The organism is Salinibacterium sp. G-O1 (genome assembly GCF_030063305.1).
Lineage (GTDB): Bacteria > Actinomycetota > Actinomycetes > Actinomycetales > Microbacteriaceae > Rhodoglobus.
Genome location: NZ_JASISV010000002.1, coordinates 615,573 through 642,459 on the forward strand (window position 1 = coordinate 615,573; position 26,887 = coordinate 642,459).

Sequence of the window (26,887 nt, forward strand, 5' to 3'; positions counted from 1 at the left end):
CACGCCGCGTCGCAACCGTTGCACGTGCTGCACGGGAGGCGATACCTTGTTGCGTGTGCCCGATACTAAGGCGGCACGCCGAACCGACGCCCTAGTTCCTCACCCGCACCGACCGAGGCAATCAGCCAAAGTCACCCTTCGAAAGGCAGACCACCATGACCGATCCAACTCCGCAGGCAGCCCCGTCAGCACCGCTCACCGAGACCGAAGACCGCCAGTGGGCATCGTTCGCTCATCTCGGCGGCATCGTCGGCTTCCTTCCATCCCTCATCATCTGGCTCGTCTTCAAGGACCGCGGCGCGTTCACCAACACCGAGGCTAAAGAGGCTCTGAACTTCCAGATCACCGTCGGCATCGTGTACATCATCGGCTCGATCCTGACGGTCATCGTCATCGGCCCACTGATCTCGCTCGCAGCGGCAATCATCTCCGTGATCTTCTCGATCATGGGATTCCTCAAGGCAAAGGACGGCATCGCGTACCGCTACCCGTTCGCCCTGCGTCTCATCAAGTAGTCCACCGATTTACCTCAGTCAGGCCCGCGAGCACCGCTCGCGGGCCTGACTGCTTTAATGGAGCCATGTCAGAATCCACGCCTCCCACCAGCCCGTACGCGACAGTTCAGCCGTTGAGCCCCAGCGACGAGAAGCTTTGGGCAACACTCATCCACGTTGGCGGGATCATCATGTCGTTCCTGCCTGCGCTGATCGGCTACATCGTGCTCAAAGACCGCGGCCCCTTCATCCGGGCACATTCTGCAACAGCGTTGAACTTCCAGATCACGCTCATGATCGCGTACGTCGCCGGAACCATCACCTCGTGGATCGGCATCGGCCTGCTCATCCTGCTCGCCGCCTGGGTGCTCTCGATCGTGTTCGGCATCATGGCCGCCATCGCCGCCAACAATGGTCAGGCGTACCAGTACCCGCTCGCGATTAAGTTCGTCAACTAGCGCATTCGCGCCGAACCGTCACTCGTCGAGCAGGCGTCGCACGACGGCGTCGGCCATCAGCCGGCCGCGCATGGTCAGTTCCACGCGCCCGGCGAATGCTGCGCGGGCATCCACCAGCTCGTCGGCGATGAGGCCGGCGACGGCGGTGCGCCCGGATGCCGCCAGCCGAGTGACCGGGAGTCCCTCACGAACGCGGGTCTGCAGCAGAACCGCTTCGACCCTTCTCGTCTCGTCGTCGAGGGTCTCCCGCCCGGCGGCCGGTGAGACCCCGGCAGAAATTCGGTCGGCATAGGCGGCAGGGTGCTTGACGTTCCACCAGCGAACCCCGCCAACGTGGCTGTGCGCGCCAGGGCCGACGCCCCACCAGTCGTGCCCCACCCAATAGCCGAGGTTGTGAGCGGACCGGAACGCGTCATCCCTCGCCCAGTTCGACACCTCGTACCACTGGTATCCGGCAGCAGAAAATCTCTTCTCGGCCAACTCGTACATGTCTGCCTGCACGTCGTCGTCGGGCATCGCGACCTGGCCGCGACGAATCTGGCCCGCAAGTTTCGTGCCCTCCTCGATGATGAGGGCGTAGGCGGAGATGTGATCGGGATGCTGCGCGAGGGCCTGCGAGACCGACGCTTCCCAGTCTTCGAGGCTCTCACCGGGGGTTCCGTAAATTAGGTCGAGGCTCACCTGCAGCCCAGCCTCCCGCGCCCACTGCACGACGAGTGGGATGCGGGCAGGATCGTGGGTGCGCTCGAGGGTCGCGAGAACGTGCGGAACCGCTGACTGCATCCCGAACGACACCCTGGTGAAACCCGCCTCACGAAGGGCGAAGAGGTAGTCGCGGTCAACGGAGTCTGGATTCGCCTCAGTGGTGACCTCTGCGCCATCGGCGAGACCCCAGGCATCGACGACCGCACCGAGCATGTCGGCGAGGTCGGTCACCGGGAGGATGGTGGGAGTACCTCCCCCGAAAAACACCGTGGAGGCGGCCCGGGCTGGCAGCGACGACTCGCGCATCACAGAATGCGCGAGTGCGATCTCGGTGATCGCCTGGCTCGCGAAGTCACTGCGCTTCGCACCCCGAAGCTCATCACTCGTGTACGTGTTGAAATCGCAGTATCCGCACCGCACCCGACAGAACGGCACGTGAAGATAAACGCCGAAGTTCCTCGATGACGCGCCGGCGACCACGGTCGACGGCAACAACCCGTCCGCTGGTGCTGGATCGGCTATCGGCAGGGCGCTAGGCACGCCGTCTGTTCCGTGTCATCCCTCAATTCTCGCAGGTCTGTTCGAGCCGGGGTTGCGTCACGACGCGAGCTGCTCGCCCCCGAGGGCGAACAGGTCACTGCTTCCGGCCGTCGCGGCGCCACGCAGGCCGGTGGCCTGCGGCAGAATCTGCTCGGCGTAGAACCTCGCGAGCACGAGCTGGGTCTCGGCCAGGTCGGCGTCATCCGTGCCTGCTGCGGCGATCGCGGAGCGGGCCATCAGCCAGCCACCGACGCACAGACCCCACATCCGCAGATATGGGCTGGAGCCGGCCAGGGCCGCATCCATGTCTGACGGAGCCGTGGCGAGCATCCACTCGGTCACCTCAGACAGCTCGGCGAGGTGGGTCGTCAGGTGCGAGGCGATGGTCGCGAAATCCTCGCCAGCCTCGGTCAGCTCCGGGATGATCTCACCCATGGTCGCGAGGAATTCTGTCACCGATGCACCGCCGCGCACCCCCAGCTTCCGGACCACGAGATCGGCGGCCTGGATACCATTCGTGCCCTCGTAGATCGCCGCGATCCGGACATCGCGAACGTGCTGGGCGGCACCGGTCTCCTCGATGAAGCCCATGCCGCCGTGGATTTGCAGCGCGAGAGAGCTGAGCTCGTTGCCGAGGTCGGTGCCGAACGATTTGCAGATCGGTGTGAGCAGGCCGACGATCTCGGCCGCCCTGGCCCTGGCATCCGCGTCGGGTTCGTTGGTGCTCTTATCCATGGTGACCGCGTTCAGCAGCATGATCCTGCGCAGGGCAGCGATCGACGCCTTCTGGGTCAGGAGCATGCGCCGAACATCCGGGAAGTCGATGATCGCGGAACCGCTCTGGGTGCGTTCCTTCGCGTAGTCAAGCGACTGCTGGTAGGCCCGCTCGGCGATGGCGAGCCCCTGGGTTCCCACCGAAAGGCGCGCGACGTTCATCATCACGAACATGATGCGCATGCCGAGGTTCTCCTCGCCGATGAGGTAGCCGGTCGCGTTCTCGTACGACATCACGCAGGTGGGCGAACCGTGGATGCCGAGCTTGTGCTCGATGGAGAGCGCCGAGACGGTGTTGCGCTCCCCCAGCGACTCGTCATCGTTCACGATGAACTTGGGAACGATGAAGCAGGAGATGCCGCGGGTGCCGGCGGGAGCGCCCGGTGTTCGAGCCAGCACAAGGTGCACAATCTGCTCGGCCGCGTCGTGCTCGCCGAAGGTGATGAAGATCTTCTGGCCGGTGATCGCGTACGAACCGTCGTCGTTGGCCACCGCCCGCGTGGTGAGAGCGCCAACGTCAGAGCCCGCCTGCGGCTCGGTGAGGTTCATGGTGCCCGTCCACTCGCCGGTGATCATCTTCGGCAGGTACCGGCGCTTTTGCTCGTCACTGCCGTAGTGAAGCAGGGCGTCGATCGCGCCCTGCGTGAGCAGCGGGCCGAGCGAGAACGCGAGGTTGGCCGACTGCATCATCTCCTGGATGGCGACACCGACCGCGTGCGGGAATCCCCCGCCACCGAACTCCTCGGGGAAAGGGATGGAACCCCACCCGGATGCAACGTACTTGCGATAGGCCGCCACAAAACCGGGCGGCAACGTGACCGTGCCATCGGCATTGCGCACGGCCCCTACGGTGTCGCCGGCACGGTTGGTGGGGGCGATGATCTTCGCGATGAAATCACCGCACTCATCCAGCAGGTCTGTGACGGTTTCGAGGTCTGCGTGTTCAAAGCCCGGCAGCGCTGCGATCGACTGATAGTCGACAACGTGCTCGAGGACGAAGGAAAGATCGGACACTGGGGGTCGGTAGTCGCTCACCTTCGTCAGCGTATCCGCGGACGCCCGCGTGAGGTAAGGATTAGAGCAACAGGCCAAAGGTTGGCGTGCTTACGCCCTATTTCTTGTCCTTCTTCTCGACATCACCGGTGAGCGCCGCAACGAACGCCTCCTGAGGCACCTCCACGCGTCCGACCATCTTCATGCGCTTCTTGCCCTCTTTCTGCTTCTCGAGGAGCTTGCGCTTGCGGGTGATGTCACCGCCGTAGCACTTGGCGAGAACATCTTTTCGGATGGCGCTGATCGACTCACGCGCGATGATGCGGGCGCCGATAGCCGCCTGGATGGGCACCTCGAACTGCTGGCGCGGAATGAGCTTCTTGAGACGCTCCGTCATGAGCACGCCGTAAGCGTAGGCCTTCTCGCGATGCACGATGGCGCTGAATGCGTCGACGGCCTCGCCCTGCAGGAGGATGTCGACCTTCACGAGGTCGGCTTCCGCTTCGCCGCTGGGCTCATAGTCGAGACTTGCGTAGCCGGCCGTCTTGCTCTTCAACTGGTCGAAGAAGTCGAAGACGATCTCGCCGAGCGGGATCGTGTACTTGATCTCGACGCGGTCTTCACCGAGGTAGTCCATGCCGATGAGGGTTCCGCGGCGGGACTGGCACAGCTCCATGATGGTGCCGACGTAGTCCTTCGGAGCGAGGATGGCGGCGCGCACCATCGGCTCGCTGACGTGCGCGATCTTCGTGCCGGACGGGAACTCGCTGGGGTTGGTGACGGTGAAGTGCTTCTTGTCTTCGGTCATCACCTCGTAGGTCACGCTCGGGGCCGTTGAGATGAGGTCGAGCCCGAACTCGCGCTCGAGCCGCTCGGTGACGATCTCAAGGTGGAGCAACCCGAGGAACCCGCAGCGGAAACCGAAACCGAGAGCTACGGAGGTCTCCGGCTCGTAGTTGAGCGAAGCATCCGACAGTTTCAGCTTGTCGAGAGCCTCGCGCAGCACCGGGTAGTCGCTGCCGTCGATCGGGTACAGGCCCGAGAACACCATGGGCTTCGGGTCTGTGTACCCCGCGAGCGCCGTGGTGGACGGACGCTGAGCGTTGGTGACAGTATCGCCGACCTTCGACTGGCGCACGTCTTTCACACCGGTGATCAAGTAGCCGACCTCGCCAACACCGAGCCCCTTGGTCGGTGTCGGTTCCGGGCTCGAGACGCCGATTTCGAGAAGTTCGTGCACGGCACGGGTCGACATCATCTGGATGCGCTCGCGCGGGCTGAGGGTTCCGTCGATCATGCGCACGTAGGTGATCACGCCGCGGTACGAGTCGTAGACGGAGTCGAAAATCATGGCTCGGCTCGGAGCGTTCGGGTCGCCCTGGGGCGGCGGGATCAGCTCAACCACCCGGTCGAGGAGTTCTTCGACGCCCATGCCGGTCTTGCCGCTGACACGCAGCACGTCTTCCGGCTTTCCGCCGATGAGGCTGGCGAGTTCCTTCGCGTACTTGTCAGGGTCGGCCGCCGGGAGGTCGATCTTGTTCAGCACCGGGATGATCGTGAGGTCGTTGTCGAGAGCCAGGTACAGGTTGGCGAGAGTCTGCGCCTCGATGCCCTGGGCGGCATCCACCAGCAGGATTGCACCCTCGCAGGCGGCAAGGCTGCGCGAAACCTCGTAGGTGAAGTCGACGTGGCCGGGAGTGTCGATCATGTTGAGCGCGTACGGCTTGCCGTCGAGGGCCCACGGCATACGCACGGCCTGGCTCTTGATCGTGATGCCGCGTTCGCGCTCGATGTCCATGCGGTCGAGGTACTGGGCGCGCATGTCGCGGTCGGAGACGACGCCGGTGATGCCAAGCATGCGGTCGGCGAGTGTCGATTTGCCGTGGTCGATGTGCGCGATGATGCAGAAGTTGCGGATGAACGCGGGGTCGGTGGAAGCCGGCTGCAACACCGTGGTGGCTTTGGGACTCAACGCATACCTCTCGTGGACGGCCGGATGAGGCCGCCCACAAGTTTACGGACTCTGGCGGTGAACTCTCACCAGAAGAGGATTCCGGTGGCCGCGAACGGGATGAAGAGCAGCGCCAGCAGGCCTGTCCCGAGCAGTCCCGCCACGCTGAGCGATCCCGTGACGATGCCCCAGATCGCGAATTTTCCGCCCACTGCTTCCCTGCGCAGGGACAGGATGCCCAGCACCACCGCCGCGGCGCCCAGTACGACCTGGAAGCCCGTGAGGATCGATGAGAGGCCGAGGACGAAGCTGACGATCGCCAGGGTGTTCGACTGGACGACCGGGGTGGGGGTGGTCGAGGTTTCCGGGGAGTTGGTGAGGGTTTCCATAGTTAGAGGCTAGGGAGACGGCTCTCGCGGAGGTATCCGGCTAACCCCCGGAAATGGGAGAGGGCAGCCGCCCCAACCCCTCGAGCAGCGGCGTCAGCTCGGAGGCCAGGCTCACCCTGATCCATCCCTCACCAGACCGGCCAAAGGCACTGCCGGGCGCGACGGCGACACGGTCGCTCCTGAGGAAGTCCTCCGCCCAGGTCGCGACATCCCCCTCTGTGATGTGGCTCATGTCGATCCAGAGGTAGAAGGTTCCCCCGGGCGTCAGGTACCGGATGCCGCGGCTGTCGAGCAGCGCGGTCGCGGCGGCGAGGTTGCTGCGGTAGTGCTCACGGGCATCCGTCACGGCCTGCTGTGAACCCGTGATCGCGGCGACGCTGGCGAACTGTCCGGGCTCGCTTGCGCAACTGATCGAGGCCTCCTGGACTGTGCGCATGGTCTGCGCCAACCCAGGTGGCGTCACGAGGTAGCCGATCCTGACACCGGTCATGGCATAGGTCTTCGACAGGGAGAAGACCGAGAACACCCGGTCGTCGTTGTCGAGGCTCGCCATGCTCACGTGCGGTTCGGTCCAGGTGAAAGCCTCGTACACCTCGTCGCTGATCACCCACAGGTCGTGGCGTTTCGCAAAGTCGAGCAGCTGCTGAAGCAACTCCCGGGGGAACACCGTGCCCAGCGGGTTGGACGGGGAATTGACAATCAGCACGCGCGAACGGTCGGTGACCAGAGTCTCAAGCTCGGCGATATCCGGCATGAACCCGGCATCCGCCCGCAACGGGTACGGCACGGCCGTGGCCCCCAGCATGTGGGCGTTCATGGTGAAGGTTGTGTAGCCGGGGTTTGGCAGCAGAACCTCGTCGCCCGGCGCGAGCGTTATCGCCATCGCCTGATGCAGCCCCTGGGTTGCGCCCACCGTGACCCACACCTGCTCGGTGTCGACGTGAACGTCATTGTCGCGAGCCAGCTTCTCGACGATCGCGCGCCGCAGCGGTGCGATGCCGCCGTTGGCCGTGTAGTTGGTGGCATCCCGGCGCCAGGCATCCGTGGCCGCGTCGGCGATGTGAGGCGCGACGGCAACGTCGGGCTCCCCCACGGCGAGCGAGATCACCTCATCCATCGTGAGAGCGATCTCGTGGATGCGGCGGATACCGCTGCCGGGAACTGCGGTGATGTGGGCGGCAATCGAAGGCATGGACACAGGCTATTACGCTCGAAGCATGGTCTTCAGCGTCGTGCTCGTGCACGGACTCCGCACCTCCGCAACGATGTGGCGCGCCCAGGTCGAGGCGCTCGAGGCCGCAGGACACCAGGCCATCGCCGTCGACCTCCCGGGGCACGGCACCCGGATGGACACCCGCTTCACGCTGGCTTCCGCCGTCGACACCATCGCGGCGGCCGTGGACTCGGCCGCGCACCCCACCCTGCTGTGCGGGTTCTCGCTCGGCGGGTACACGTCCATCCACTACGCGGGAAGCGGCGCGCGCCCGATCGTCGGACTCATCGCGGCGAGCTGCGGCACCCAGCCGAGCCGCGTCGTGCTCGACGCGTGGAGGGTTGCTGCGCGCGTCATCCATCGCCTGCCCGACCGCGGGCTCGCGCTCAACAACTGGGCCGTGCGCGCGGTGGTGAAAGATCCGGCGTACTCCGACGATGTGCTGCGCGGCGGCGTTGCACTCGAGGTGATGGACGATGCGCTGCGCGAGCTTCGGGCGCTGCATCCGGTCACATCGCTGCAGCGCATCGACGTGCCCGTCACCCTGGTGAACGGAACGCTCGACCACTTCAGGCTTCAGGAACGCCGTTACCTCGCCGCGGCGCCCAACGCGCGGCTGCTTCACGTGCCCGGGGCAACCCACATGGTGTCGGTCACGAAACCGACCGAATTCACGCGGATACTGCTGGACACGCTGGCGCAATTGCCATAGCTCCACCGCGCTGGTATTGTTGCTCTTTGGCTTGCGCTGGTCTTCGACCATGCGAACGCAGCCGGGATCGAGCAGGTTCTGCTGTCTTAGGATGACAGACTTCCCTCGGCTGCCCATAAACACTCAACGAACGAGAAGGTACAACAACGTGGCAAACATCAAGTCGCAGATCAAGCGCATCCTGACCAACAAGAAGTCGCAGGACCGTAACCGCGCCGTCAAGAGCGAGGTCAAGACTGCTGTCCGTGCCGCCCGCACCGCCATCGCCACCGGCGACAAGGCCGCTGCAGCCGCATTGCTCGTCGTTGCCGGCAAGAAGCTCGACAAGGCTGCCGCCAAGGGCGTCATCCACAAGAACCAGGCTGCGAACAAGAAGTCGGCCATCGCCAAGCAGGTTGCTTCGCTGTAACCCACATCTTCACTGAATGCCCTCGCCTCACGGCGGGGGCATTTTGCGTTCGCGGGGCGCGGCTAGTAGCCGCGACCAGCGATCACGGTGACCATGCGCTCGAGCGCGAACACTGGGTCGCGGCCGAGGCCCTTGATCTGGGCATCCGTTGCTGCGATGGCCTCGATGCAGTGGCCGAGCCCCTCGTCGTTCCAGCCCTGAAGGTCGCGGCGGGCCCTGTCGATCTGCCAGGGGGCGATGCCCAGCTTTGAGGCGAGCTGGCCGGCCGGACCGTTGGTGCCCGAGATCTTCGCCATCGTGCGGATTTTGGACGCGAAGGCGGCGACGATCGGCACCGGGTCGGCTCCGGACGACAGCGCGTGGCGCAGGAGCACCAGTGCCTCGCCGGTGCGGCCAGCGATCGCGGCATCCGCCACCTTGAATGCGTTGGTCTCGACACGGCCGGAGTAGTACCGCTCCACCGTCGCCTCGGTGATCTCGTCGCCATCGTCGGCGAGCAGCTGCTGGCAGGCCGACGCGAGCTCGGCCAGATCGTCAGAGAAGGCAGACACGAGCGCCCGGATGGCCCCACCCGTCACCCGCCGGCCTGCCGAGGCAAACTCCGAGGCGGCAAACTCTGTCTTCTCTGTTTCTTTCTTCAGCTCAAGACAGGTGATCTCGATGCCGCCACCTGCCCCGCCGCGGATGGCGTCGAGCAGTTTCTTGCCCCGGACGCCGCCAGCGTGCCGCAGCACCACGTACGTGGAGTCGGCAGGGCTTGCGAGGTAGGCGATCGTTTCGGTGATGAAGGCATCGGTGCACTTCTCGACGTTCACCACCCTGATCAGCCTGGGCTCGTTGAACAGCGAGGGGCTGGCGAGGGTGATCAGCTCGCCGGGCGAGTACTGGTCGGCCTCCAGATCATGGATCTCGAGGCTCGGGTCTTCGGCCTTCAGCAGCTCACGCAGGGTGCGGATCGCACGATCGGCCAGAAACCCCTCGGTGCCGCTGACGAGAACCACCGGCGCCGGACGCACCTTGTTGAAGGCGAGCTGAGGTATCGAGACTTTGGAGGCTGCCACCCGGCAAGCCTATTGCGCGCACCCGACACCGCGGCACGGGTCAGCGTTCGGTCCAGACCGTCACCGCGCCCCCCTCCCCACCCGGCAACAGCAAAATGAGCCCGGCATTGTCCGTTCGCACCGCCGCGGTGTCGGTACTCGTCAGCAGGTCGAGAAGCTTCTCGGTCGGATGCCCGTAGCCGTTGTCAGCGCCGACACCGATGAGCCCGACCACGGCGTGGAGTCGCTCATACATCCGCACACTCTGGTCGGCAGACCCGTGGTGGCTCACCTTGACGACGTCGACCTCACCGAGCGGGTTCGCAGCCAGCAGCCGGTCCTGCGCACTCTCGCCGAGATCCCCCAGAAATATCGAGCTGAAACATCCGGCGAGACAGTCGCCGACGGGTTCGAACTCGACCGTGACGCTGGCGGAGTTGCCGGGTTCGATTCCCGCCAGGCGTACGGGCGGCCACAGCACGTGCCAGCGGAGCTCGCCCAGCATTCCGCTCGGACCCCTCGCGACCTGCTGCACGTCGGCGCCCGCCGCGCGAAGATCCGCGACGATGTCGTCGTCGCCCGGCCTGCCCACCGGGCCGACCAGGGCTCGATCGACGCGCCCGAGCACGGCACTTACTCCCCCGACATGATCGTGGTCGTAGTGGGTGAGCACCAGCAGGTCGATCCGATCGATGCCGAGGTCGGCGAGACACGCGGCGAGAAGTTGTTCATCGGGGCCGGTGTCGATGAGCGCAACGACACCGGCGCTGCGCACAACGAAGGCATCACCCTGCCCCACATCGCACCCTGCGATCTGCCACTCTGCGGGCCGACCAAGCTGCTGCCCGATCCGACCGCCGGCAGCCACGCCGACGTACCCCACCATGATCAGGATGAGCGCGGCGGCTGCCCACCGCCGCCAGCGGCGACTGCCGACCACCGCCCCCACTGCCAACGCGCTGACGGCAACCAGGAGTGCGACTCCCCCGGCGCCCGCCGGCCATGGCAGCTGCGCTCCCGGAGCCCCCGCGAAGAACGACGCGACTGCCGCGATCCAGAAGGAGGGAACCCAGGCGAGCAGACACAACAGCGTCCCCAGGGGCGGAACGAGCGCCAGCAGAACGCAGGCGGCGAGACCCACGACTGTCGCGATCGGTGCCGCTGGCGCCGCCAGGATGTTGGCGACGACCCCGTAGGCCGGCAACGATGCGTTGAGCAGCACGATGACCGGTTGGCAGGCGAGTTGGGCCGCGACCGGAACCGCGATCACCAACGCGAGCCAGCGGGGCAACCAGCGGCCGAGCACACCCGCGAGCGGCCCGGCAAGCAGCAGCAGCCCGGCCGTGGCGAGCACCGACAGAACGAAACCGTAATTTCGTGCGAGCCACGGGTCGAGCACCAGCAGCGACATTGTGGCGAGCGAGAGGATGGGCAGCCCCTGCACTGGTCTGCCGCCCGACAGCGCCAGAAGTACGAGCGCGGCCATCAACGCGGCACGCAGCACACTCGGCTCGGGAGTGACCAACACCACGAATCCGATCAGCGTTGCGATCGAGACGCCGATCCGCAGCCAGCGAGGCAGCCCGAGCGCCGCACCCGCGAGCATCATCAGCCCGATCACGATCGCACAGTTCGCCCCGGAGACGGCGGTCAGGTGGCTGAGCGAACTCGATTTCATCGCCGAGTCGAGATCATCGGAGACCGCGGAGGTGTCGCCGATGGCGAGGCCCGCCAGCAGGTCACCACCGTCTCCGGGAAGTTCCTGCGTCGCCCGCAGAAACCCGGCGCGCAGCTCGTTCGCCCAGTCGAGGTACCAGGGCGGCGACTCGATCACGGTGGGTGGGTCATCCGGAAAGATGATGAACGCACGATCATCGCCAGCCTCCGTGGCCACCACGTACCCCGCCAGTGTGATCCGGGTGCCGATGCCGAGACGCTCAGCGAGGCCGTCGCCGTACACGAGAACCGGCACAGACACGACGGTCTGCGCCACGGACTCGAACCGCACCTCGAACGAGCCGCGGCCTGGGAACGCCGTCTGGGTGGTGGTGGCCACGGCGGTCACCGTGCGGTGCTGGCTCGCGGCATCCATCAGCACCTGTGGATGGCGCGCGGGCGCCTGCAGCGCGATCGACGTGCAGCAGAGGGCGACAGCAGCAGCAGCCAGCGCCACGCGTGGACGCACCAGCACGAGAACGCCGGCGGCGATCCACGCCAGGACGAGTGCCGGAGTTGCCGCGAACGGCACCCCCACGACGATCGCTGCGGCCACCCAGCCCGCGGCTGCGGGGATCGCCAGCCGAAGATCGACTCTCACACCGTGACCAGGTCACGCATGCCTTCGAACGTCTTTGCTCCCACTCCCGTCACGTTCATGAGGTCTTCGATCGCCGTGAACCTGCCATTCGCGGTGCGATAGGCGATGATGCGCGCGGCCATCGCCGGGCCGACTTGTGGAAGCGTGTCGAGAGCGGCCTCATCCGCGGTGTTGATGTTGACCTTGCCGCCGGATGCTGCGCCCGGGCTTCCAGGCGCGGCATCGGGAATCTCCCCGACGATCGGCACCACGATCTGCTCGCCGTCCACGACGAATCGCGCCAGGTTCAGCTGGCGCTGATCGGCGGTCTCGAGGAAGCCGCCGGCCGCCGCGACCGCGTCGATGGCGCGGTCGCCCTCTGAGAGCGAATACAGACCGGGACGCTCGACCGCCCCGAGAATGTGTACGAAGATCGCGCCACCCGTCGAGGCACCGGGCGTTGCGGACGGGGTGCTGCGGACGACGTCGGACGTGCTCCCGTGGTCACCCAGCGCTGCCACGAGCACCGCACACCCGAGCGCGACCAGCACGAGCACCACCACGGCACCCACTGTGACGCGCAGGCGTGCCCGTCGCGGCTCCGGGATCTCATCCACGCAGGAAACCTACGCGGATGCTCCCGTCACTCGCAGAGCAGTGTCACTGCCCGTGGACTACGCCGGCTTCGTGGCGATGTTGACGAGTCGAGGCGCACGCACGATCACGTTGACGATCTCGCGGTCGGCTGTCGCGCGAGCGACGGCCACGGATGCCCGTGCCAACGCTTCGAGCTCACTGCTCGAGATCTTCGGCGCCACCTCGATGCGGTCGCGCACCTTGCCGTCGACCTGGATGATGGCAGTCACCGACTCCTCGACCAGCAGCGACGGGTCTGGCTTGCGCCAGCCTGCCAGGGCCACGGTCGGCTTGTAACCCAGCTTCTCCCACATCTCCTCAGCGGTGAACGGTGCGAACATGCTGAGCGCGATGGTGATGATCTCGACTGCTTCACGCACGGCCGCATCCCCGCCGCCCGCTCCGGTGTCGATCACCTTGCGAGTGGCGTTGGTCAGCTCCATGATGCGAGCAACCAGCACGTTGAACTTGAGGGTCTCTGCCAGAGCAGGGCCGTCGGCGAGGAAGCGGTGGGTCTGGCGGCGGAGTGCCGCATCCCCCGTCTTCCATTCGATCTCGGGAGCGCTCGTCACGTCGGTGGCAAGACGGAACGCACGCGCCAGGAACTTCGCCGACGCCGCGGGCGAGACGTCCTCCCAGTTGATGTTGTCTTCTGGTGGGCCAGCAAACGCGAGCGTGAGACGCAGCGCGTCGGCGCCGTGCTTATCCACCTCCGCAGTGAACGTCGTGCCCTTGGGGCTGCGCTTCGACATCTTCTTGCCCTCAGAGAGCACCATGCCCTGGTTGAGCAGCGCGCTGAAGGGCTCGGTGAAGCTCACATATCCGAGGTCGAAGAGCACCTTGGTGATGAAACGGGCATACAGCAGGTGCAGGATGGCGTGCTCGACGCCCCCGACGTACTGGTCGACCGGTGCCCATTTTTCGGCCTCCGCGATGTCGAAAGCCTTGTCCGGGTCGTTCGCAGACAGGAACCGCAGGAAGTACCACGAGCTGTCAACGAAGGTGTCCATCGTGTCGGCGTCGCGCAGTGCCGGGCGGCCGTCGCGCGGGTCTGGCACGGTGATCCAGTCTTCCGCTGCGGCGAGCGGTGACTGGCCCTTCGGCTTGAGGTCGAGCCCATCGGTCGGCGGCAGCACCACTGGCAGCTGGTCGAACGGCACGGCCATGAGCTCACCGTCGTCGCCGTGGATGATCGGGATGGGCGTGCCCCAGAAGCGCTGGCGTGAGATCAGCCAGTCGCGCAACCTGTAGGTCTTCGCGGCGCGGCCGGTGCCAGCCTTTTCGAGCTGCTCGATGATCTTCTTGATCGCGTTGCTCTTGCTCAGGCCGTCGAGGGGGCCGGAATTGATCATGCGCCCGTCGCCGACAAGCGCCTTCCCGGTGGCGGTGGGGTCGAGCGGCGGAAGGTCATCCGGCAGGATCGCCATGCCGTTCTCGTCGAGCTCGAGCACGGGGATCGCGCCGGTCATGGGAGCGTTGACGTCAAGCACGACCCGCACGGGCAGGTCGAACTTGATGGCGAAGTCGAGGTCGCGCTGGTCATGCGCCGGCACCGACATGACGGCGCCGTGGCCGTAGTCAGCCAACACGTAGTCAGCCGTCCAGATCGGGATGCGCTCGCCCGTGGCCGGGTTGATCGCGAAACGCTCGAGCGGGATGCCCGTCTTCTCGCGGGTCGCATCCTGACGCTCGATCTCGGTGTTCTTCTGCGCCTGCGCCAGGTAGGCCTTGAATGCTGCCTGCACCTCGGGGGTTGAGCCTGCGGCGAGTTCGGCCGCCAGATCGGAGTCGGGGGCGACGACCATGAACGTCACGCCGTGGAGGGTGTCGGGGCGGGTCGTGAAGACCGTGAGTTTGCCGTCCCTGCCCTCGATCTCGAAGTCGACGTCGGCGCCGATGGATCGTCCGATCCAATTGCGCTGCATCGACAGCACCTTTGAGGGCCACGAGCCCTCGAGCTGGTTCAGGTCATCGAGCAGCCGGTCGGCGTAGTCGGTGATCTTGAAGTACCACTGCGTCAGCTTCTTCTTGACGACGACGGCACCGGAGCGCTCTGACGTGCCATCCGGAAGCACCTGCTCGTTGGCGAGAACGGTCTGGTCTTTCGGGTCCCAGTTCACCCAGCTCTCTTTGCGGTAGGCGAGACCCTTCTCGTAGAGCTTCAGGAACAGCCACTGGGTCCACTTGTAGTACTCGGGGTCGCTGGTGTGCAGCACCCGGCTCCAGTCGAACGAGACACCGTAGCGGCGCATGCTCGCCTTCTGCTGCGCGATGTTGTCGTAGGTCCAGCCGACGGGGTCGATGCCGCGCTCGATTGCCGCGTTCTCCGCGGGCAGGCCGAACGAGTCCCAGCCGATCGGGTGCAGGACGTTGAATCCACGCTGGCGCCAGTATCGGGCCGCGATGTCGCCGAAGGCGTACGCCTCGGCGTGGCCCATGTGCAGGTCGCCCGACGGGTACGGGAACATGTCGAGGATGTACTTGCGCGGCCGCTTGTCGGCCGGGTCATCCGTCGCAAATGGCTTGAGTTTGTCCCAGACCGGCTGCCATTTGGCCTCGATGGCCGCAATGTTGTAGCCGTGGGTGTCGTCACGCTCGTCGCGGTGGTCCGTGTCGCGGGGCTCAGTCACTTGCTTCTCACTTCATTTTGGGGCTGGGTGACGATCGCCGTTGATCGCGGGCGGTCGCGGCAGCGCGAACGACCCGGTCAAGGTTACCCGTTGTGAGTCGAAGCGTCGGGTTCGAGCGCGGGAGACGCCACCCCGAGCGCCGTCAACAACGCTGCTGCCTTCAGTTTTGTCTCGGCCAACTCTTCCTTGGGGATGGACAGCGCAGTGATTCCACCGCCGGTGCCGATCGTCGAACCCTCGCTGTCGATGACGATTGACCGGATGACCATCGCCAGGTCGACCGCCCCGTCGAAGCCGATGTAGCCGAAGGCGCCAGCGTAGATTCCGCGCGGGCGCTGTTCGAGTCGATCGAGGATTCTCGTCGCCGAAAGTTTCGGGGCTCCCGTCATCGACCCGGCCGGAAAGCAGGCCGCGATCGCGTCGATGCTGGTCAGCCCTTCCGCGAGCTCACCGCTGACGGTGCTCACGAGCTGGTGCACCTGCGCATAGCTTTCCACGTCGAGCAGCCGATCGACGCCGACACTTCCCGAGATTGAGACCCTGCCGATGTCGTTGCGCATCAGGTCGACGATCATGACGTTCTCCGCGCGTTCCTTCACGCTGTCTTTCAGTTCGGCGCGAAGCCGCCAGTCGCGTGCCTCGGTGGTGCCCCGCGGCCGGGTTCCCTTGATCGGGCTGGTGGTCACGAGGCCCGCCGGCGACACCGTCAAAAATTGTTCGGGGCTGGCACTCAACAGCGACACCGCGCCCGCCCGCAGCAGGGCACCGTGGTGGGTGGGGCTCGATTCGCGCAGCGCGAGGTAGGTCGCGACGGGGTCTGGGGTGACGTCGACGCTGACTTCGGTGGTGAGGCACAGCAGGTACGCGTCGCCATCGACGATCGCCTTCTGGCTGGCCGCGATCATGTCGAGGTATTCCTCGTCGGTGTGCGCCCACGTCGTCACCGGCTGGGTCCGCTCGACCGGAGCGGATGCCCCGGTCGGCCTCGGCCCGGCCGCCAGTGCGGCGAGCGCGTCGTCACGCCACGCCTGGATGTCATCGAGCGCCATCGCCGTGACCACCCCAGTCGAGTGGTCGAACGCCAGCGCACGCTCGATCCTCAGCCACGCGGCATCCGGATACCGCGATACACGATCCGCCGGCGTTCCCATCGTCTCTGCGCGCACCTCGTACCCGAGCCACCCGACCCAGCCGAGCGCGAAGCCGGGGGGCGCCTCGGACGTGTCGAGTTGCTCAGCCGCCAGCGCGTCACGAAGCCAGTCGAGAACCGCACCATCAAATTCGGTCACGACCGTCGAGGCCACGCCAAGATAGCTCATCCCGGTGGTGGCACCCGGACCGCTGTCGAGCCAGAATGCGGCCTCCGAATCGCCGCACAGAGCCAGGTAGGCGGCGGCAGGATCGACCCACTTTCCAAGGGGAGCACACAGCACGCGGGGCATAACCTAAGACTATGAGTGTCGCGTCGATCTTCCTGTGGAATGACGGCGAGCTTCACGCGCTCGGCGGCGAATGTGACATGACCGATTCCACGAACGTGGCCGCGGACTCCTGGCTCGTCAGCAATGGACGGGCGCTCGGCATTGGCCTGCACCGCGAGCGATTCCTGCACACCGCCCCCGACGCTGAAGAATTCTGGGATGCCGCGATCGCTGCGATTCCGTCACAGGGCGATTGGTTTCCCCGGGTCGAGAAGCACTCAGACGGCCGGTTGCTGTTTCGACTGCGCCCGGCCCCCGAGCGTCAGCGCTCCGCCGTGCTGGCGACGTGGACCGGCCCAGACCCCCGCACCCAGCCGACCGTGAAGGGGCCCGATCTGGCGGCGATGCTGCGCATCCGCACCGCGGTGCAGCCGCTGGGTGCCACCGAGGCCGTCATCCTCTCCGAGGACGGCTATGTCGTCGAGGGCGCGTATTCCGGACTGCTGTGGTGGCGCGGCGACATCCTGTGCGGGCCTCCCGCAGATCTGCCGCGCATCAACAGCGTCACCACCCGAAGCGCGCTCACCCTCGCCGCCGCGCTGGGGCTCGACACTCACGAGGAAGCCGTGACCCCCCTCGAGCTCGACGGTACCGAGTTGTGGGCGCTGAGCGCCCTGCACGGCATCAGGATCGCCACGGGATGGGTCGACGGCCCCGAACTCGCCGAGAAACCGGGACGCCTGGCCACCTGGCGGGCTCGACTCGACGCGCTACGCAGGGCCATCTAGCTCATGCTTGAGGTCGTTTCGGCTGCCACCAACCCCATCGAGGGGTTCGGAGACCTGCTGAACGGCTGGGTGATGTGGATTCTCTCGGTCGTCCAGTCGGTGGACCCCGTGCTTCGCGTCATCCTCGCGGGCATCGGGATCCTGCTGGAGACCTCGATTTTCATCGGCCTCATCATTCCGGGCGACACGATCGTGGTGGTCGCCGCCACAGCCACGGGCGGGCCGGTGGAGTATTTCGCGCTCGCGATCGCCGTGATCATCGGGGCGCTCTGCGGCGAAAGCATCGGGTTCCTGCTCGGTCGCTTCTTCGGCCCCCGGATCAGAGCATCCTGGCTCGGGCGTCGACTCGGCGAAGGCAATTGGGTGCGAGCCGAGAACTACATCGACCGTCGGGGCGGCATCGCCGTCTTCATCTCGAGGTTCCTGCCCGTGCTGCACGCCCTCGTGCCGCTCACCGTCGGCATGAGCACCATGAGCTACCGCAAATTCCTGGCCTGGACTTTTCCGGCGTCGACGATCTGGAGCTTCGCCTATGTCTCAGTCGGCACGTTCGCGGCCGACAGCTTCACCGCCCTGATCAACCGGCTGCATTACGCGGGCTACCTGTTCGTCGGCATCGTCGTGCTCTTCTCGATCCTCGTCGTCGTCATCAAGAAGGTCGTCGAACGCAACGAGGCCAGGCATATGGCCATGCCGGGTGACGGTGACGCGAACACGATTGAAGACGACTGATCAAGCGTCACTGGGTACGAAAACGGGGGCGGATGCCGCAGCATCCGCCCCCGTTTTGTCGTGGTGTTACTTCAGGAGGTTGTTGTCGGTCAGCCACTTCGTCGCGATGTCGGCAGACGACTTCTGGTCGACGGTCGACTCGACGTTCAGAGCCACCAGGCCTTCCGCGGTTAGCTTGGCCTGCACCGCGTTGATGACATCCGCGATCGAATCCGCGATGTCGGCATTTACCAGCGGCACGACATTCGAGGCGAGGAAGAGACCTTCGGGGTCATCGAGCGTCACAAGATCCTCTGTCTGGATGCGGGGATCCGCACTGTAGACGTTGGCAATGTTGACGGTGCCAGCAACCAGGTCTTCGACAGTGGTGTCACCCGTGGCGGAGAAGCCCACGGTTGCACCGTAGGTCGAAAGTAGCCCGGCCGGACCATACGGACGCTCCTCGAGCTCGGCGTTGCCGCCGAGGGTGAGAGCCGTGGAGACGTTCTTCAGGTCGGCGAGGCTCTTCAGGTTGTTGTCTGCGGCAAACTTCGCCGTCACGTTGTACGAGTCCTCGTCGGTCGCTGACGCCTGGTCGAGCACCGTGAGGCCATCGGGCAGCGCGCCAGCAAGGGCGGCATAGACGTCGTCGGAGGTCGTCGCCGTGGTCTCGGCGTCGTAGAACTGGAGGAGGTTGCCCGTGTATTCGGGGAAGAGGTCGACGTCGCCGTTTTCGAGGGACGGGAGGTAGGCGTCACGCTGACCGATATTGAACTGTCGGTCAACGGTGAATCCGGCGTTCTCGAGGGCCTGAGCGTAGATCTCGGCGATGATCTCGTTGGAGTAGTAGGCCTGCGATCCGACGGTGATGGTCTCGCTGTCACCGGTTGAATCCGATCCTGTGCCGGAGTCCAATGGATCACCCGATGCGCACCCTGACAGGGCCAATGCCACCCCGACCGCGACCGCGCCAATGGCGAGCCGGCCCTTGTTCTTAGCTGTGAACATTTCTTTATCCTTTTCCTTCTTGGAGGGAAGATCCCACCACCGCGCGGCGTCGGGATGACGTCGTGCGGATGTCCTGAGTGAGCCCCGCGGTGACACCACGCGGGACAACGAATCGCTGCAACAGGGCGAAGAGTCCGTCGAGGGCGAGCGCCAGCGCCACGATGACGATCGCGGACCCGAGAATCATGTCGTACCTGCTGAGGGGAATGCCCTGGATGATGTACGTGCCGAGGCCACCGAGCGTGACGTAGGCCGCCAAAACGACGGTCGCGACGATCTGCAGCGCACCCGCACGAATTCCTCCGATGAGCAGTGGCAGCCCGAGTGGCACCTCAACCTGCAACAGGATCTGCCACTCCGTCATTCCCACCGCGCGCGCCGCATCGATGGTTCTGCGATCGATCGCCTCCAACCCGGCATAGGCCCCGGCCAGGATCGACGGAATCCCGAGCAGCACGAAGGCGACTGTCGCGGCGAGCGGCTTCTGGGTGACGCCCATCACGAGCACCAGCAGCAGGATCAGACCAAAGGATGGCACGGCCCTCGCCGCGCCGGAGATGGCGATAGCGGCGTTACGCCCCTTGCCCGTGTGTCCAATGTAGAAGCCCAGCGGAACGGCGATCAGGCTCGCGATAAGTACGGAGATGAACGTGTAGTACAGGTGCAGGCCGATGGCCGCGGGTAGTGGCGACGACCCGGTGAGGCGGTCCGGCGAGAAGATCCAGGCGAAGGCTTCGGCGAGGAGGTTCATTCTGGGCTCCCCCCTGCGGCGGCGAGCTGCTTGACCTCGGCTCGCATTGGTGTGCGGGGTGCCCACGGCATGAGTGCGCGGCCCGCGCGGGCCAGCAGGAAGTCGATCAGCAGCGCGATGACGACCACCATCACCAGGCCAGAAAGAATCTCTGGCACGATCCTGCGCTGCAGGCCGTTGGTGAAGAGGTAGCCGAGGCTCTGCACGCCGATGAGGATGCCGACGGTCGCGAGGCTGATGGTGCTGACGGCCGTGACCCTCAATCCGGCGAGGATGACCGGCCCGGCAAGGGGAAGCTCCACGGTCCAGAATCGACGCCATGAGCCATAGCCCATGGCCGTGGCCGCCTGCCGCACCGCCGGGTCGACCGATTGCAGCGCGTCTGCGATGGCTCTCGCCATGATGGCCACCGCATAGATGGTCAGGGCGATGGTCAGGTTCAGCGGGCTGAGAAAGCTCGTGCCGAAAATCGTCGGCAAAATCGGCAACAGTGCCAGCGACGGGATCGTGTAGAGCAGACCGGCGAGCGTGAGCAGCAGCCCGCGGGTGAGCTTGAACCGATACGCCAGGTATCCGAGCGGCAGCGCGATGATCAGCCCGATGATGATCGGCGGGATGCTGAGCTTCAGGTGCTCAAGTGTCAGCTGGGCGATGAGGTCGAGGTTGTCGACGACCCAGTTCACTCCCCCGGTCCGCCTGTCAGGACGCCCTGCGGCCTGCCCTCACTATCCACGAGGATCGAGCCGTGCTCGGTCTTGTGGATCGTCAGGGAGCGCTTGCCCTTGTCGGCTCCGATGAAGCTCGCGACGAAATCATTCGCCGGATTGGCCATAATTTCGCGCGGGCTGCCGATCTGGGCGATCTTTGCGCCCTTTTCCAGAATCACCACCTGGTCGCCCAGAAGGAAAGCCTCGTCGATGTCGTGGGTGACGAACACGACGGTCTTGTCGAGATCGCGCTGGAGCCGACTCGTTTCCTGCTGCAGCTCGGCCCGAACGATGGGATCCACCGCGCCGAACGGTTCATCCATGAGCAAAATGTTGGGGTTCGCGGCGAGCCCGCGTGCGACCCCCACCCGCTGCTGCTGTCCGCCAGAGAGCTGGTTGGGGTAGCGGTTCGCCACCGACCTGTCGAGGCCCACGGTGTCGAGCAGTTCGAGGGCGTCTTCGCGGGCTTTCCGACGAGGAACGCCGTTGAGCGTGGGTACCGTCGCAACGTTGTCGATGACCTTGAAGTGCGGCAGCAATCCGGAGTTCTGCATGACGTACCCGATGCTGCGCCTCAGCGCCACCGGGTCTCGATCAAGGATGCTGTCGCCGTCGATCTCGATGACGCCCGCGGTGGGGTCGACCATGCGATTGATCATCCGCAACAGCGTGGTCTTGCCGCTGCCCGACGAGCCCACCAGCACCGTCGTCTTGCGTGAGGGTATGACGAGATTGAAGTCGTCTACCGCGACGGTTCCATCGGGGAAACGTTTGGAGACTCCACGAAATTCGATCATCGACGGGGCTCATTCCTCGTGCGGCAGCACGGATCGACACTTGCCAGTACGTCCAGCTAACAGTACGCGGAGCCCTCGACATATTCGATCGTCGAAATGTTACGACCCCTTGACAACCCGCCAGGGGGCGGTGATCCTGCCGGCGCTATGCCTTCATGTGTGGCTCGAGGATTCCGACGGCGAGGTCGTGAGCGGCCTTGAGGAACGCCGGATCACCCTGCGGGTCGCGCGCGAAAGCCCTCGTTGACAGGGCATCCGAGACCTCTATCGCAGTCTCGAAGGCGAACCGCACCTCAGGGCCGTCGGCAAAGCCGAACCGAGACTGGATGTTGTCAAGCAGTCGGTTGGCAATGATCGAGTTGAACGTGTGCTCGTTCGCGGCTGGGCGCAGGTCGAGAACGTCACCGTATCGCAGCCCCCGGAACGACGGCTCGGACCGATACGCCTCGATGAATGCGTCGAAAGCTGCCGAGGTTGCATCCCCCCAGGTGGCGTGACGTTCGTCCGAAATTTCTTCGCTCACCCTCGCGAGAATGCGCGTCATGTTGCGCGCGGCGAGCGCCTGCAACAGTGCGATGCGGTCGGGGAAGTAGCGATAAACCGTTCCGATGGAGGCACCGGCGCGTTCCGCGACCATGGCGGTGGTGAGTCTCTCGAATCCGATCTCGTCGACGACGACAGCGGCGGCGTCGAGCAGAGCGGTCAACCGGGCGGTACTGCGGGCCTGTACCGGCTCGTTGCGCAGCCCACTCACGTGATCCTCGGCGTTGTGGATCTCCTGTGCTTGCACAGCTTTCCTCATCTCTTCTGCAAAAAGTGTACTGCGCGCCCCGACGCGCCTTTCGGTTATACCGCAAGTTTCTATGAATTCCCGGGCCCCACACGGCGATAGCAGCGCTGGCACAATGGATTCATGTGCGGAAGATTCGTGGTTGCCGGAGCAACAGCAGACCTCGTCGAGATGTTCGACATAGATCTGGTCGCCCCAGGTCTTCCTGAGCCGTCGTTCAACATCGCCCCCACAGACCGGGTGAGCATCGTGATTGACACCATCGGCAAAGGCGCCGCGCCCGACGACGAACCCGTGCGCAGGATCGAAGCCGCGCGATGGGGACTTGTCCCGGTCTGGTCGAAAGACCCAAAGTCCGGCGCGAGTGCGATCAACGCCCGCATCGAAACCGCCGCCGAGAAATCGACCTTTGCCACCGCCGTCAAGAAGCGCCGGGCCGTCATCCCCGCGACCGGCTATTACGAGTGGAAGACGATCGACGGCGTCAAGACCCCGCACTTCATCCACCTGCCCGAAGGCGAGCTGATGGTCTTCGCCGGTCTCTACGAGTGGTGGCGCGACCCGGCCGCCGCTGACGACTCACCAGACAAGTGGATGCTGTCGACCTCGATCCTCACCCGGGATGCCACCGGTGAGCTGGCCGGCATCCATGACAGGATGCCCGTCTTTCTCTCCCCCGGGCTGCTGGACGAGTGGCTGGATCCGCACACGGAAGGATCCGAGGAGCTGCTGGACGAGATCTCGGCCGGGGGCGCCGAGGTGGCCGAGTTCGCCGAATTCCATGAGGTGGACAGGGCCGTCGGCAACGTTCGAAGCTCGGGGCCGTCGCTGATCGAACCGGTCAACGCCGCCTGAGCGCGACGGCTGGCCCGTCGCGCGAGATTAGGCTGGAGTCATGGCATCCCCAGCGACGACGCCCGCTTCGGACCCGGCGGGGCAGATTCTGCACCGCGCAGCCCGCGTCGAAGACACGTTCCATCGCTGGCGCGAACGCCGCGGACGCAAAAGAGGGCTCGTCACCACCATCGTTCCGTATGCCGGGTACGGCACAACCGAATGGGCTCGCATTCTGTGCCGCGTCGTGCTCGCCCGGCCGACAGAGGCGGCAAAACAGCGCGCCGACAAGGTTCGCGGCTGGCGCAGCTTTTTCAGCATCCCCGTCGAAGACATCGATGTGACGGTCGTTGTGGGCGGAGTCGAGCACGCCGTTCGGCCCACCCGCGGTGGAATCGTCGACGTGCGCCTCGACGCCCGACTGCCCCTGGGCTGGCAGGAGGTAACTCTCGATGCCGCAGACACCGAGTCGGTGACCGCGCCCGTCTTCGTGCTCGACCCGCGCGCGAGGTTCGGAATCATCTCCGACATTGACGACACCGTCATGGTCACAGCGCTCCCCCGACCCTTTCTCGCTGCCTGGAACACCTTCGTGCTCGACGAGCACGCGCGAACGCCCGTCGCGGGTATGGCAGTGCTCTACGACCGGCTGGCACGCATGCGGCCGGCCCCGCCGGTGATCTACCTCTCCACAGGGGCGTGGAATGTGGCTCCGACGCTCACTCGCTTCCTCAGCAGGAACCTCTATCCGGCCGGGCCGATCCTGCTGACCGACTGGGGGCCGACCCACGATCGTTGGTTCCGCAGCGGCCAGGACCACAAACGCTCCAGCCTCGCCAGACTCGCCGAGGAGTTCCCCAGCGTGAAATGGTTGCTCATCGGCGACGATGGCCAGCACGACGAAGGGCTGTACGGCGAGTTCGCCGCGGCGCATCCGGACAACGTCGCCGGGGTCGCGATCCGGCAGCTGTCGACAGGCGAAGCGGTGCTCGCTGGCGGACGCAGCACGGCGGCCGAGCGCGAACTCAACTCCAACGCGCGCTGGTTCTACGCTCAGGATGGCGCCGGACTCGCGGCCGAGCTATCCGCGGCCGGCCTGCTGGTGGATGCGCCCAAGGACTTCTAAGACTTCAGCGACTGCAGGTGCTCGCGAAAGAACGAGTCGATGCGCGCCCAGGCGTCAGCCGCGGCATCCGGTGCCGGCTTCATGTTGATCACGCGGGCAAGTGGTCGGAACAGAGCGGGACCGGTTGCTGCCGAATTCATGAAAGCGTGACCAACGCCCGGATACTCCTTGAGGTCGTGGATGACACCGTGGCGGGTGAGGGTCTTCTCGAGGGCCGCGGTGGCCCCCTTCAGGCTGGCATCCTTCGCACCGTAGCTTCCGACGACGGGACATGCCTGGCTGAGGGCGTCATCGGGATCACGCGGCAGCATGCCGTAATTGCTGGCGGCGGCGTCGAACCCCGACGACGAGGCCGTCATGAGCGCAAAGCCGCCGCCCATGCAAAACCCGAGCACGCCGACGGTGCCGAGCGCGTCGGGTCTGGCGAGAATCCACTGCCGCGCCGCCTCGATGTCTGCATACGCGCGACCGGTGCCGCTGCGCATCGCCCTCATCGTCGCAACGAGGCACCGTCGCGCCCCACCGTCGCTGTACAGGTCGGGCATGACGGCCAGATACCCGAGGGATGCCAGGTGGGCCACCTGCTTGCGCATCTCGCTCTCAACACCGAAGGCTTCGTGGACGACCACCACCGCCGGCCACGGTCCGACGCCCGCCGGTACGCCCAGCACCGCCTTGAGGACCGGGCTGGCGCCATCCGGCTTCTGGTCGATGACAATATCGGTGACGATTGCGGGGCCGCGAGACATAGTCAAGTGAACCACTGCCCGAGCGGTGCGCGCTGATAAAACTGTGCCCAGTGCCATGATGGAAAGATGCCCCTGGCCATTGAGGACTATGCAGTCATCGGAGACACCCACACCGCCGCGCTCGTGGGCCGCGACGGCAGCATCGACTGGCTCTGCTTTCCGCGCTACGACTCCCCCTCCGTCTTCGGCGCGCTGCTCGGCGACGAGAACCACGGGCGATGGCTGATAGCCCCATACGCGACGATCCACGGACATCACGGAGTCACGGCAACACGGCGCTACATCAAAAACACGTTCACCCTCGTTACCCGGTGGGTCACCCCCACGGGCGAGGTGCAGGTGACCGACCTGATGCCCGTCGGAAATCGTCGCGCCGACATTGTGAGGAGGGTCAAAGGAATCAGCGGGTCGGTCGTGATGCATGTCGACCTGAGGTTCAGGTTCGACTACGCCAACGCCATCCCGTGGATTCGGCAGACCCCCGACATGGGGCACCACGAGCTTCTCGCCGTCGCCGGCCCCGATGCGATAGTCATTCGCGGCCCGAAGCTGCACGCGGAAGACCACAATCACGCCGCGCAGTTCACCGTCAATGCGGGGGAAACCGTCGACCAGACCCTGACGTGGTATCCCTCACACCGAGAGCCACCCACCGCCATGAGAGTCACCAGACGGATCAAGGAGACGAACGCGTGGTGGCAAAAATGGACCTCGGGAGGATCCACTTCCACGGAATTCCCCGACGCGGTGCGCCGGTCGCTGCTTGTGCTGCGAGCGCTCACCCACGAAGACACCGGCGGCATCGTGGCCGCGGCGACCACCAGCCTTCCGGAAAGCTTTGGCGGCTCTCGCAACTGGGACTACCGCTACGTCTGGCTTCGCGACGCGTCGCTCACTCTGCACGTGCTGCTCGATCACGGCTTCGTGGGAGAGGCCGACACGTGGCGCAACTGGCTGCTGCGGGCAATCGCCGGCGACCCAGCGGATGTGCAAATCATGTACGGGCTGGCTGGTGAACGGCGGCTGCCCGAGTGGGAGGTTCCGAGCCTGCCCGGTTATCAGGGCGCCGAACCCGTGCGGGTGGGAAACGGGGCATTCACCCAGTATCAGGGCGACGTCTTCGGCGAGGTAATGGTCGCGCTGCAGGCGGCCAGACGGCTCGGAAATGACGAACCCGACTTCTCCTGGCCCGTTCAGCGAGCGCTGATGAGTTACGTCGAAGAAAACTGGCAACGCCCGGATCACGGCATCTGGGAAATCCGCGGTCCCGAGCGCAACTTCACACACGCGCGAGTAATGCTGTGGGCTGCGCTCGATTGCGCGATCTCCGCCGTGAACGACTTCGGGCTCAGCGGCCCCGTGCAGCGTTGGCAGAAGCTGCGAGAACAGATCAGGGACGAAATAGAGTCGAATGGTTTCGACAAGAAGCGCAACACCTACACGCAGTTTTACGGCAGCGCGGGGGTGGATGCCTCCCTGCTGCAGCTTGCGCAGGTCGGCTACATCGCCGCCGACGATCCGCGCATGCTCGGCACCGTTGCCGCGATCGAGGCCGAACTGCTCGAAGGTGGATTGCTGCTGAGGTATCGCAGTGAGACCGGCGTTGACGGGCTGCCCGCCGGCGAGCATCCGTTCCTCGCATGTTCGTTCTGGCTGGTTGAGCAATATGCCATGTCGAATCGTCTCGACGATGCCAGGGCACTGATGACACGGCTCGTATCGTTCTCCAACGATGTGGGACTTCTCAGCGAGGAATACGACGTGGGCAACATGCGACAGGCGGGCAACACTCCCCAGGCGCTGACCCACCTCACCCTCGTGCGAGCGGCTGATGCAATCGCCAGAGCCACGAAGCGAGACACGCCGTAGCGTCGAACTTGACGCTGCGCCAGCGCACTGATACTTTTTGATCGCTGGCCGGTGTGTCCTCCCTTTGGAGGACATCGCAAGCTCAGATCCGAACCC

The 26,887-nt window shown here is 65.3% G+C and carries 25 protein-coding genes; 9 read left to right on the top strand and 16 right to left on the bottom strand.

The features are described from left to right. Positions 1-155: 155 nt before the first annotated feature. A complete protein-coding gene (locus QMG83_RS09375) occupies positions 156-515 on the top strand; it encodes a DUF4870 domain-containing protein (RefSeq protein ID WP_283505100.1) in 360 nt (119 codons plus the stop codon). Positions 516-580: 65 nt separating this feature from the next. Beyond that, positions 581-952, top strand: a complete 372-nt coding sequence (locus QMG83_RS09380; protein ID WP_283505101.1) for a DUF4870 domain-containing protein — start codon at positions 581-583, stop codon at positions 950-952. An 18-nt stretch (positions 953-970) separates the two neighbouring features. Here the strand turns inward: QMG83_RS09380 and hemW are convergent, their stop codons facing one another. From hemW to QMG83_RS09405, 5 genes are all read right to left on the bottom strand, one after another. Continuing rightward, positions 971-2,197 carry a radical SAM family heme chaperone HemW gene (gene hemW, locus QMG83_RS09385; RefSeq protein WP_283505102.1) on the bottom strand — a complete coding sequence of 409 codons (1,227 nt, stop codon included), beginning with the start codon at positions 2,195-2,197 and terminating at the stop codon, positions 971-973. A gap of 57 nt (positions 2,198-2,254) precedes the next feature. After that, positions 2,255-4,006 carry an acyl-CoA dehydrogenase gene (locus tag QMG83_RS09390; protein ID WP_283505103.1) on the bottom strand — a complete coding sequence of 584 codons (1,752 nt, stop codon included), beginning with the start codon at positions 4,004-4,006 and terminating at the stop codon, positions 2,255-2,257. Between the two features lie 76 nt (positions 4,007-4,082). Further along, positions 4,083-5,936 (bottom strand): translation elongation factor 4, encoded by a 1,854-nt coding sequence (gene lepA / locus QMG83_RS09395; protein WP_283505104.1) that lies wholly within the window; start codon positions 5,934-5,936, stop codon positions 4,083-4,085. A gap of 65 nt (positions 5,937-6,001) precedes the next feature. Continuing rightward, entirely contained in the window at positions 6,002-6,304 is a 303-nt protein-coding gene (locus QMG83_RS09400; RefSeq protein ID WP_283505105.1) for a hypothetical protein, read from the bottom strand. Positions 6,305-6,344: 40 nt separating this feature from the next. Then, the gene (locus tag QMG83_RS09405; protein WP_283505106.1) at positions 6,345-7,496 is read right to left on the bottom strand and encodes a pyridoxal phosphate-dependent aminotransferase; all 1,152 of its coding nucleotides are present in this window, start codon (positions 7,494-7,496) and stop codon (positions 6,345-6,347) included. Positions 7,497-7,521: 25 nt separating this feature from the next. Between QMG83_RS09405 and QMG83_RS09410 the strand changes: the two genes are divergently transcribed. Then, positions 7,522-8,229, top strand: coding sequence for an alpha/beta fold hydrolase (locus QMG83_RS09410; protein WP_283505107.1), 708 nt, complete (start codon positions 7,522-7,524; stop codon positions 8,227-8,229). A 148-nt stretch (positions 8,230-8,377) separates the two neighbouring features. Continuing rightward, entirely contained in the window at positions 8,378-8,638 is a 261-nt protein-coding gene (gene rpsT, locus QMG83_RS09415) for a 30S ribosomal protein S20 (RefSeq protein ID WP_283505108.1), read from the top strand. A gap of 62 nt (positions 8,639-8,700) precedes the next feature. Here the strand turns inward: rpsT and holA are convergent, their stop codons facing one another. The 5 genes from holA to QMG83_RS09440 all read right to left on the bottom strand — a co-directional run bounded on the left by holA (position 8,701) and on the right by QMG83_RS09440 (position 16,682). Then, the gene (holA, locus tag QMG83_RS09420) at positions 8,701-9,699 is read right to left on the bottom strand and encodes a DNA polymerase III subunit delta (protein WP_283505109.1); all 999 of its coding nucleotides are present in this window, start codon (positions 9,697-9,699) and stop codon (positions 8,701-8,703) included. Positions 9,700-9,739: 40 nt separating this feature from the next. Then, positions 9,740-11,995, bottom strand: a complete 2,256-nt coding sequence (locus QMG83_RS09425) for a ComEC/Rec2 family competence protein (RefSeq protein WP_283505110.1) — start codon at positions 11,993-11,995, stop codon at positions 9,740-9,742. Then, positions 11,992-12,591: a helix-hairpin-helix domain-containing protein gene (locus tag QMG83_RS09430; RefSeq protein ID WP_283505111.1), complete on the bottom strand. Its 600-nt coding sequence runs from the start codon at positions 12,589-12,591 to the stop codon at positions 11,992-11,994. The genes QMG83_RS09425 and QMG83_RS09430 overlap by 4 nt, the downstream gene beginning before the upstream one ends. Positions 12,592-12,648: 57 nt before the next feature. After that, positions 12,649-15,240: a leucine--tRNA ligase gene (leuS, locus tag QMG83_RS09435; RefSeq protein ID WP_283505112.1), complete on the bottom strand. Its 2,592-nt coding sequence runs from the start codon at positions 15,238-15,240 to the stop codon at positions 12,649-12,651. 83 nt (positions 15,241-15,323) lie between these two features. Next, positions 15,324-16,682 carry an anthranilate synthase component I family protein gene (locus tag QMG83_RS09440; RefSeq protein ID WP_283505113.1) on the bottom strand — a complete coding sequence of 453 codons (1,359 nt, stop codon included), beginning with the start codon at positions 16,680-16,682 and terminating at the stop codon, positions 15,324-15,326. Between the two features lie 11 nt (positions 16,683-16,693). On the opposite strand from QMG83_RS09440, the gene QMG83_RS09445 reads away from it, so the two are divergent. Both QMG83_RS09445 and QMG83_RS09450 read left to right on the top strand, forming a co-directional pair. Next, positions 16,694-17,449, top strand: coding sequence for an aminotransferase class IV (locus QMG83_RS09445; protein ID WP_283505114.1), 756 nt, complete (start codon positions 16,694-16,696; stop codon positions 17,447-17,449). A 57-nt stretch (positions 17,450-17,506) separates the two neighbouring features. Continuing rightward, complete coding sequence (locus QMG83_RS09450) at positions 17,507-18,181, top strand: DedA family protein (RefSeq protein ID WP_283505550.1); 675 nt, start codon at positions 17,507-17,509, stop codon at positions 18,179-18,181. Between the two features lie 66 nt (positions 18,182-18,247). Here the strand turns inward: QMG83_RS09450 and QMG83_RS09455 are convergent, their stop codons facing one another. From QMG83_RS09455 to QMG83_RS09475, 5 genes are all read right to left on the bottom strand, one after another. After that, positions 18,248-19,168, bottom strand: a complete 921-nt coding sequence (locus tag QMG83_RS09455) for an ABC transporter substrate-binding protein (RefSeq protein ID WP_283505115.1) — start codon at positions 19,166-19,168, stop codon at positions 18,248-18,250. Between the two features lie 4 nt (positions 19,169-19,172). Beyond that, positions 19,173-19,919 carry an ABC transporter permease gene (locus QMG83_RS09460; protein ID WP_283505116.1) on the bottom strand — a complete coding sequence of 249 codons (747 nt, stop codon included), beginning with the start codon at positions 19,917-19,919 and terminating at the stop codon, positions 19,173-19,175. After that, positions 19,916-20,602 (bottom strand): ABC transporter permease, encoded by a 687-nt coding sequence (locus QMG83_RS09465; RefSeq protein ID WP_283505117.1) that lies wholly within the window; start codon positions 20,600-20,602, stop codon positions 19,916-19,918. The genes QMG83_RS09460 and QMG83_RS09465 overlap by 4 nt, the downstream gene beginning before the upstream one ends. Next, positions 20,599-21,423 (bottom strand): ABC transporter ATP-binding protein, encoded by an 825-nt coding sequence (locus QMG83_RS09470; RefSeq protein ID WP_283505118.1) that lies wholly within the window; start codon positions 21,421-21,423, stop codon positions 20,599-20,601. The genes QMG83_RS09465 and QMG83_RS09470 overlap by 4 nt, the downstream gene beginning before the upstream one ends. A gap of 145 nt (positions 21,424-21,568) precedes the next feature. Then, positions 21,569-22,213: a TetR/AcrR family transcriptional regulator gene (locus QMG83_RS09475; RefSeq protein WP_283505119.1), complete on the bottom strand. Its 645-nt coding sequence runs from the start codon at positions 22,211-22,213 to the stop codon at positions 21,569-21,571. Positions 22,214-22,336: 123 nt separating this feature from the next. Between QMG83_RS09475 and QMG83_RS09480 the strand changes: the two genes are divergently transcribed. Both QMG83_RS09480 and QMG83_RS09485 read left to right on the top strand, forming a co-directional pair. Beyond that, a complete protein-coding gene (locus QMG83_RS09480) occupies positions 22,337-23,068 on the top strand; it encodes an SOS response-associated peptidase (protein WP_283505120.1) in 732 nt (243 codons plus the stop codon). Positions 23,069-23,108: 40 nt separating this feature from the next. Next, on the top strand, positions 23,109-24,173 hold the full coding sequence (locus QMG83_RS09485; RefSeq protein WP_283505121.1) for an App1 family protein phosphatidate phosphatase: 1,065 nt from the start codon (positions 23,109-23,111) through the stop codon (positions 24,171-24,173). On the opposite strand, the gene QMG83_RS09490 is transcribed toward QMG83_RS09485, so the two are convergent. Then, the gene (locus QMG83_RS09490; protein WP_283505122.1) at positions 24,170-24,922 is read right to left on the bottom strand and encodes a dienelactone hydrolase family protein; all 753 of its coding nucleotides are present in this window, start codon (positions 24,920-24,922) and stop codon (positions 24,170-24,172) included. The two genes, QMG83_RS09485 and QMG83_RS09490, sit on opposite strands and share 4 nt — an antisense overlap. Positions 24,923-24,988: 66 nt before the next feature. Here QMG83_RS09490 and QMG83_RS09495 point away from each other — a divergent pair, with 66 nt between their 5' ends. Next, a complete protein-coding gene (locus QMG83_RS09495; protein WP_283505123.1) occupies positions 24,989-26,791 on the top strand; it encodes a glycoside hydrolase family 15 protein in 1,803 nt (600 codons plus the stop codon). Positions 26,792-26,887: the final 96 nt, after the last annotated feature.